2 protein-coding genes are annotated in these 8,326 nt (G+C 76.1%); both read left to right on the top strand.

The features are described 5' to 3' along the window. Window positions 1–5 precede the first annotated feature (5 nt). Window positions 6–6,473, top strand: a complete 6,468-nt coding sequence (locus AC5LUJ_RS21780) for a type I polyketide synthase (protein WP_493465637.1) — start codon at window positions 6–8, stop codon at window positions 6,471–6,473. A 2-nt stretch (window positions 6,474–6,475) separates the two neighbouring features. After that, a partial coding sequence (locus tag AC5LUJ_RS21775) for a type I polyketide synthase (RefSeq protein WP_493465636.1) occupies window positions 6,476–8,326 on the top strand: 1,851 nt, incomplete at its 3' end.

Below are 8,326 nucleotides of genomic sequence, written 5' to 3'. Positions count from 1 at the left end.
CGCTCCTGCAGGCCACCCTCACTCCCGCCGACACCGACCAGGCCATCCTCACCGGCCGGCTCTCCCTGCACACCCACCCCTGGCTCGCCGACCACGTCGTGCACGCCACGGTCGTGGTGCCCGGCACGGCATTCGTCGAGCTGGCCGTGCGGGCCGGGGACGAGGTGGGCCTCGACGCGGTCGAGGAACTCGTCCTGGAGGCGCCGCTGACCCTGCCGGCGCGCGGGGCGGTCGAGATCCAGGTCGTGGTGGCGGCACCGGACGGGACGGGGAAGCGCACGTTCGGCGTGTACGCCCGGCCCGCCATCGACGGGGACACCCCCGCGGACTGGACCCGCCACGCCACCGGCCTGCTGGCATCCGCCGGCCTGCCGGCAGCCGACGGACGGCCGGCGGACGGCCGGCCATGGCCGCTGGAGCAGCCGGAGCGGGCGGTGTTCGACACGCTGGCGCCGACGGCCTGGCCCCCCGCGGACGCCACCGCCGTCGACCCGGACGACGTGTACGCGCAGCTCACCGCGGCCGGGCTGGCCTACGGCCCGCTCTTTCGCGGCACGAGCGCGGTGTGGCGGCGCGCGGGCGAGGTCTTCGCCGAGGTCGAGCTGCCGGAAGGGGTACGCGGGGACGCCGGGCGCTTCGGCATCCACCCCGCGCTGCTCGACGCCGCCCTGCACGCCGCCGTCCTGACCGCGCCCGAGGGCGGGCGCGCCACCGCGGGCGGCGCGTCCGAGGGCCGGGTGCCCTTCGCCTGGTCGGGGGTACGGCTGCACTCCGCCGGCGCGGCCGCGCTGCGGCTGCGGATCGCCGGTGACGGCGACAGCGTGGCCGTGCACGCGGCCGACAGCACCGGCGCGCCGGTTGTCTCCGTCCGTTCGCTGCTGTCCCGGCCGGTCAGCGCCGCGCAGGTCGGCGCGGCGCGACGCGAGGCCCACCGGGACTCGCTGTTCGCCGTCGACTGGGCCGTCATCGGCCTGCCGGCCACCGCCGACCTGCCTGCCATCACCGACCGCTACCAGGTGCTCGGCAGTGATGATCACCAGCTGCTGACCACGCTGCGCGCGGCCGGGGTGGACGCCCGGGCCGCCACGGACCTCGCCGGGCTGGGCACGACCGAGCCCGAACTCGTCCTCGCCCCCGTGACCACGTCCGACGCGGCCGCTACCAGCACAGCCGCTACCAGCACAGCCGCTACCAGCACAGCCGCTACCGACGCGGCAGCGTCCGGCACAGCCACTTCTGGCGCGGTCGCGTCCGGCACGGCCACTTCCGACGCGGCCACTTCCGACGCGGCTGCGTCCGGTTCTCGTGGGACGGCGGCAGCGGCGCACGCTGTCACCCACCGTGTGCTCGAGCTGGTGCAGGGGTGGCTGGCCGAGCCGCGCGACCCGGGGTCGAAGCTGGTGCTGGTGACCTGCGGCGCCGTGCCGGCCGGCGGGCAGATCCCCGATCCCGCCGTAGCGGCCGGCTGGGGGCTGGTCCGCTCGGCGCAGTCCGAGCACCCGGGCCGGTTCGTCCTGCTCGACCTCGACCCGCTGGACAGCGTCCTGCTCGACGCGGACCCGCCGGAGATCGACCTGCCGGCCGTGCTCGCCACGGCGCTGGCGACCGACGAGCCGCAGCTCGCCGTCCGCGGCGGCACGCTCACTGTCCCCCGCCTGGTCCGGGCCCCGGCCCCACCGGCACAGCCGGCGGTGGAAGCGTCGGCGCAGGCAGCGCTCGACCCGGACGGGACCGTGCTGATCACGGGTGGTACCGGGGCGCTGGGCGGGCTGCTGGCCCGCCACCTGGTGGCCCGGCACGGCGTGCGCCACCTGCTGCTCACCAGCCGCCGCGGCCTCGCCGCCGCAGGCGCGGAGCAGCTGCGCGACGATCTCACCGCCCTCGGCGCGTCGGTGACGGTCGCCGCCGTCGACGTCACCGACCGGGAGGCGCTGGCCGGCCTGCTCGCCGCGATCCCCGCCGGGCGCCCGCTGACCGCGGTCGTGCACGCCAGCGGCGTCATCGACGACGGTGTCGTCACCGCGCTCACCGCGGACCGTCTCGATGCCGTGCTGGCGCCCAAGGCGGACGCCGCCTGGCACCTGCACGAGCTGACCCGCGGTGCCGGCCTGGCCGCGTTCGTGCTGTTCTCGTCGGCCGCCGGCATCCTCGGCAGCCCCGGCCAGGGCAACTACGCGGCGGCCAACGCCTTCCTCGACGCGCTGGCCGGCTACCGCCGCGGGCACGGCCTGCCGGCGACGTCGCTGGCCTGGGGGCTGTGGGCCGGCGCCAGCGGGATCACCGGCGAGCTCACCGACGCCGACCGCGAGCGCATCGCCCGCGCCGGCCTGCGCCCGCTGTCCGCGCGGGACGGGCTCGACCTCTTCGACGCCGCCCTCGGCGCCCGCCCCACCGCCACCGCCACCACCGCGGGCACAGGCAGCGGTCCGGACGCGACTGTTCCCGGCACCGCTACCCGCGGGAAAGCCAGCACCATCGGGAACGCCGACGCAGATGCGGGTACCGGCACCATCGGTAACGCCGACAGCGCCGGGGACGCCGACACGGGCGAAACGGGCGAAAAAGCCAGCGTGGGCGGGACCGGCGGTGTGGAGCGGGCGCTGCTCGCACCCGTCCACCTTGATCTGGCTGTGCTGCGCGGCCGGGCCGCCGAGCACGGGGTGCCGGCGCTGCTGCGCGGCCTGGTCCGGCCGGCCCGGCGGGCGGCCCGCTCCGCCGGACCGGCGGCCGCCGGATCACCGCTGGTGGCGCGGCTGGCCGCACTGTCCCCGGACGAGCGGGCCGCGCACCTGCTCGACCTGGTGCGCGGCGAGGTCGCGGCGGCCCTCGGGCACGCCGACGCGCGCGCGGTCGCGGCCACCAGGCCGTTCACCGACCTGGGGCTGGACTCCCTGACCGCCGTCGATCTGCGCAACCGGCTGGGCACGGCGACCGGGCTGCGGCTGCCGACCACCCTCACCTTCGACCAGCCGAACCCCACCGCCGTCGCCGCCTTCCTGCTCACGCTGCTGACCGAGACCGAGACCGGGCTGGCCGGGACGGCGCCGGCCGATGCCACGGCGTCCCGCGCCGGACGGCCGGGCGGCCAGGTCGTCGACGACGACCCGATCGCGATCGTCGGCATGGCCTGCCGCTTCCCCGGCGGGGTCGCCTCGCCGGAGGACCTGTGGCGGCTCGTCGCCGCCGGCACCGACGCGATCACCGAGTTCCCGGGCGACCGCGGCTGGGATCTCGAGGCGCTCCACGACCCGGACCCGGACCACGCCGGCACGTCCTACACCCGCCACGGCGGTTTCCTGCTCGACGCCGGCGACTTCGACACCGACTTCTTCGAGATCGCGCCCCGCGAGGCGCTGGCGACCGACCCACAGCAGCGCCTGCTGCTGGAGACCACCTGGGAGCTGTTCGAGCGGGCCGGGATCGACCCGGCGACGCTGCGCGGCAGCCGCACCGGCGTGTTCGCCGGGGTGATGTACCACGACTACGCCCCCAGGCTGGACGAGGCGCCGTCGTCGTTGGAGGGCTTCCTCGGCACCGGCAGCGCCGGCAGCGTCGCCTCCGGCCGGATCTCCTACACGTTCGGCTTCGAGGGGCCGGCGGTCACCATCGACACGGCCTGCTCGTCGTCGCTGGTCGCCCTGCACCTGGCCGCCCAGTCGCTGCGTTCCGGCGAGAGCGAGCTGGCGGTCGCCGGCGGGGTGACGGTGATGGCCTCCCCCGGCGCCTGGGTGGAGCTGTCCCGGCAGCGCGCGCTGTCACCGGACGGCCGCAGCAAGGCGTTCGCGGCGGCGGCGGACGGCGTGGGCTGGGCCGAGGGCATCGGGCTCGTCCTGCTCGAACGGCTCTCGGACGCCCGCCGCGCCGGCCATCCGGTGCTGGCGCTCGTGCGGGGGTCGGCGGTCAACCAGGACGGCGCGTCCAACGGGCTGACCGCGCCCAACGGGCCGTCCCAGCAGCGTGTCATCCGCACCGCGCTCGCCGCCGCCGGGCTCGCTCCGGCCGATGTCGACGCCGTCGAGGCGCACGGCACCGGCACCCGTCTCGGCGACCCCATCGAGGCCCAGGCCATCATCGCCACCTACGGCCAGCACCGGGAGGCCGGCCGGCCCGTCTACCTCGGCTCGCTGAAGTCCAACATCGGCCACACCCAGGCGGCGGCCGGCGTCGCCGGCATCATCAAGATGGTCCAGGCCATCGAGCACGGCGTCCTGCCCAGGACCCTGCACGTGGACGAGCCGTCACCGTACGTGGACTGGGCCGACGGGGACATCGAGCTGCTCACCGAGGCCCGGCCCTGGCCCGAGACGGGCGCGCCCCGCCGGGCGGGGATCTCCTCCTTCGGTGTCAGCGGCACCAACGCCCACGCGATCATCGAGCAGGCCCCGGCCGACGACCGTCCGCTGGCGCCGTCCCGCCCGGCCGCCGGCGGCGAACCGGTGACCGACGGCGAACCGGTGACCGACGGCAAGCCGGTCGCGTGGACGCTGTCGGCGAAAACCCCGCAGGCCCTGCGGGCGCAGGCCACCCAGCTGGCGGCCTGGCTGCGCGCGGACGAACCGCCGGCCGGCGGCGAACCTGTGACCAACGGCGGGGCCGAGGTGGACGGCGGCGGGGCCGGGGCGGGCGTCGCGGCGGTCGCGGCGGTCGCGGCTGCGCTGCACACCACCCGTGCGACGTTCAGCGAACGCGCGGTCGTCGTCGCCGACGACCGGGACGGCTTCCTGGCCTCCCTCGACGCGCTGGCCCGCGGCGACCTGCCGGTGAACGCGGCCCGGGGCACCGCCACGGCGGACCGCCGGATCGTGTTCGTCTTCCCCGGCCAGGGCTCCCAGTGGCCGGGAATGGCGGCGGCCCTGCTGGACACCTCCCCGGTGTTCGCCGCGGCGATCGCGGACTGCGCGCGGGCGCTGCGCCCGTACATCGACTGGGACCTGCTCGACGTGCTGCGCGGGGCGCCGGACGCGCCCACGCTGGAGCGGTTCGACGTGATCCAGCCCACGCTGTGGGCGATCCTCGTCGCGCTCGCGGCGCTATGGCGCGCGCACGGTGTGCACCCGCACGCCGTCGTCGGCCACAGCCAGGGGGAGATCGCCGCCGCCTATGTGGCCGGCGCCCTGTCCCTGGACGACGCCGCCCGGCTGATCTCCCTGCGCAGCCAGGCCGCCATCGCGCTGGCCGGGCGCGGCTGCCTGGCCTCGATCGCGCTGACCGCGGACGACCTCGAGCCGCGCCTGGCCCGCTGGGGGGACGGCCGGCTGTCGATCGCCGCCATCAACAGCCCCGGGTCGCTGGTGGTCGCCGGTGACACCGACGCCGTGACGGAACTGGTCGCGGAGCTGGAGGCCGAAGGCGTGCGCGCCCGGGTCCTCCCGGCCACCTACGCCTCGCACTCGGCGCACGTCGACAGCCTGCGCGAGGTGCTGCTGGCGGACCTCGCGTCGATCACACCGCGGGCGGGGACGATCCCGCTGATCTCCACGGTCACCGGTGAGCCGGTCGACACCAGCACCCTCGACGCCGAGTACTGGTTCGCGAACCTGCGTCGGACGGTCCGCTTCGAGCAGGCCACCCGTACCCTGCTCGAGCGCGGCCATGACACGTTCATCGAGATCAGCCCGCATCCGGTGCTCAACTTCAGTCTGCAGGAGATCGCCGGGGTGACCGGCGCCACCGGCACCGTGGTCGCCGGGACGCTGCGCCGCGACCAGGGCGGGCTGGACCGTTTCCTGCTGTCCGCCGCCGAGCTGTACGTCCAGGGAGTGCCGGTCGACTGGGCGGTGACGTCCGGCAGCCCGCACCCGCGGGTCACCCTGCCGACCTACGCCTTCCAGCACCGGCGCTACTGGCTGGACGTCGGACGCTCGTTCGCCGGGGAGGTCTCCGCCACCCGGCCGACGCAGATCGGCGGCCTCGCCGCCGCCGACCCGGCCGCCGCCTCGGTCTCGGCCGCCGACGGGCTCCTGCTGCGGCTGGCCGGCCTCGGCGAGGCCGAACGGGACGAGGCGCTGCTGACGGTCGTCCAGTCGGAGATCGCGACGGTGCTCGGGCACGCCGACGCCGACGAGGTCCTGTCCACCCGGACGTTCCAGGAGCTGGGGTTCAGCTCCCTGACCGCGGTCGACCTGCGTAACCGGCTGGGCGCCGCGACCGGGCTGGAGCTGCCGGCCACGCTCGTCTTCGACCATCCCACCCCCGAGGCCGTCGCCGCCTACCTGCGCGCCGAACTGGCCATCGACACCCCGGCGGCGGTGCCGGCGACGGCGGTGGACGCGGTCGACCAGCTGGAGGCCGTCCTCGCCGCCGGCGCCGCCACCGAGGCGGACCGGCAGGCCGCGATCACCCGCCTGCGCCGCCTGCTCGACCAGTGGGGCACCGGCCCCGCCGGTCCCACCGGCTCGTCCGACAACGAGCTGGACCTCGACTCCGCCAGCGACGAGGAACTGTTCGCCCTCATGGATCAGGAGCACGCCTGACGATGTCCAACGACGACAAGCTCCGCGAATACCTCAAGCGCGCGCTCGCGGACTCCCGGGCCGCCCACCGGCGGCTGCGGGAGATCGAGGAGAGCCGGCGGGAACCGATCGCGATCGTCGGCGCCGCCTGCCGCTACCCCGGCGGGGTCAACTCGCCGGCGGACCTGTGGCAACTCGCCGCCGCCGGCGGTGACGCGATCAGCGGTTTCCCGGACGACCGCGGCTGGGACACCGACGCGCTCTACCATCCCGACCCGGACCATCCCGGCACCACCTACACCCGCCAGGGCGGGTTCATCGCCGGCGCCGGTGACTTCGACGCGGCGTTCTTCGGGATCTCCCCGCGGGAGGCCGCCGCGACCGACCCGCAGCAGCGCCTGCTGCTGGAGAACGCCTGGGAGCTGCTGGAGAACGCCGGGATCGACCCGACGTCGCTGCGCGGCAGCCGCACCGGCGTGTTCGCCGGTGTCGCCGGGCGCGACTACGCCGCCGGCTTCCACGAGGTCCCCGACGAGCTGGAGGGCTATCTGGTCACCGGCGCGCTCGGCAGCGTCGCCTCCGGCCGGATCTCCTACACGTTCGGTTTCGAGGGGCCGGCGGTCACCATCGACACGGCCTGCTCGTCGTCGCTGGTCGCCCTGCACCTGGCCGCCCAGTCGCTGCGCTCCGGCGAGAGCGACCTGGCGATCGCCGGCGGGGTCGCCGTCATGACGTCGCCGCTGGGCTTCGTGGACTTCGCCCGGCAGCGCGGGCTCGCCCCCGACGGCCGCTGCAAGGCGTTCGCGGCGGCGGCGGACGGCACCGGCTGGTCGGAGGGTGTCGGCCTGCTGCTGCTCGAGCGGCTCTCGGACGCCCAGCGCGCCGGCCGCAGCATCCTCGCCGTCGTCCGCGCCTCCGCCGTCAACCAGGACGGCGCCTCCAACGGCCTGACCGCCCCCAACGGGCCGTCCCAGCAGCGTGTCATCCGCGCCGCCCTCGCCGCCGCCGGCCTGACCCCCGCCGACGTCGACGCCGTCGAGGCCCACGGCACCGGCACCCGCCTCGGCGACCCCATCGAAGCCCAGGCCCTCATCGCCACCTACGGGCAGAACCGCCCCGCCGACCGGCCGCTCTACATCGGCTCGCTGAAGTCCAACATCGGGCACGCCCAGGCCGCCGCCGGCGTCGCCGGCATCATCAAGACGGTCCACGCCCTCCAGCACGGCGTCCTGCCGAAAACCCTGCACGTGGACGAGCCATCACCGTACGTAAAGTGGTCGGCGGGTGCGGTGGAGCTGCTCACCGAGGCCCGCCCCTGGCCCGATGTCGACCGGCCCCGCCGGGCCGCCGTCTCCGCCTTTGGCGTCAGCGGCACCAACGCCCACATCATCATCGAACAGGCCCCCACCGACCAGCCCGCCCCAGCGGACGCCGCGGCGGACAGCTCCCCGGCCACCCCGGCGGATGCCGGGACGGACAGCCCGGCGGACCGGACGGACGTGCGGGCAGCTGCCCGGGTCGACGCGGACGCGCCCGCCACGGGCACACCCGCCACCGAGGCGGGCGCGGAGCCGGGGAGCGCGGGGACGCCCGCCGGCGAACCGGCTGGCAGCCCACTGCCGTTCCTGATCTCCGCGCGCTCACCCAGAGCCCTCCAGGAGCAGGCCGCCCGGCTGGCCGCGCACGTCAGCGGTGACAGCACACTGCGGCCGGTGGACGTCGCCTACTCACTGGCCACCACCCGGGCGACGCTGTCCCACCGCGCCGTCGTCATCGCCGGGGACCGGGACGACCTGCTCGCGGGCCTGGACGCGGTCGCGACCGAGCGGCAGACGCCCCGGACCGTCGTGGGCACCGGCACCCCTGGCAAGATC

The organism is Protofrankia sp. CiP1_Cm_nod3, assembly GCF_982290655.1.
Note: the sequence above shows the minus strand (reverse complement) of the source record. Positions and strands in the feature narration are given on the sequence as shown.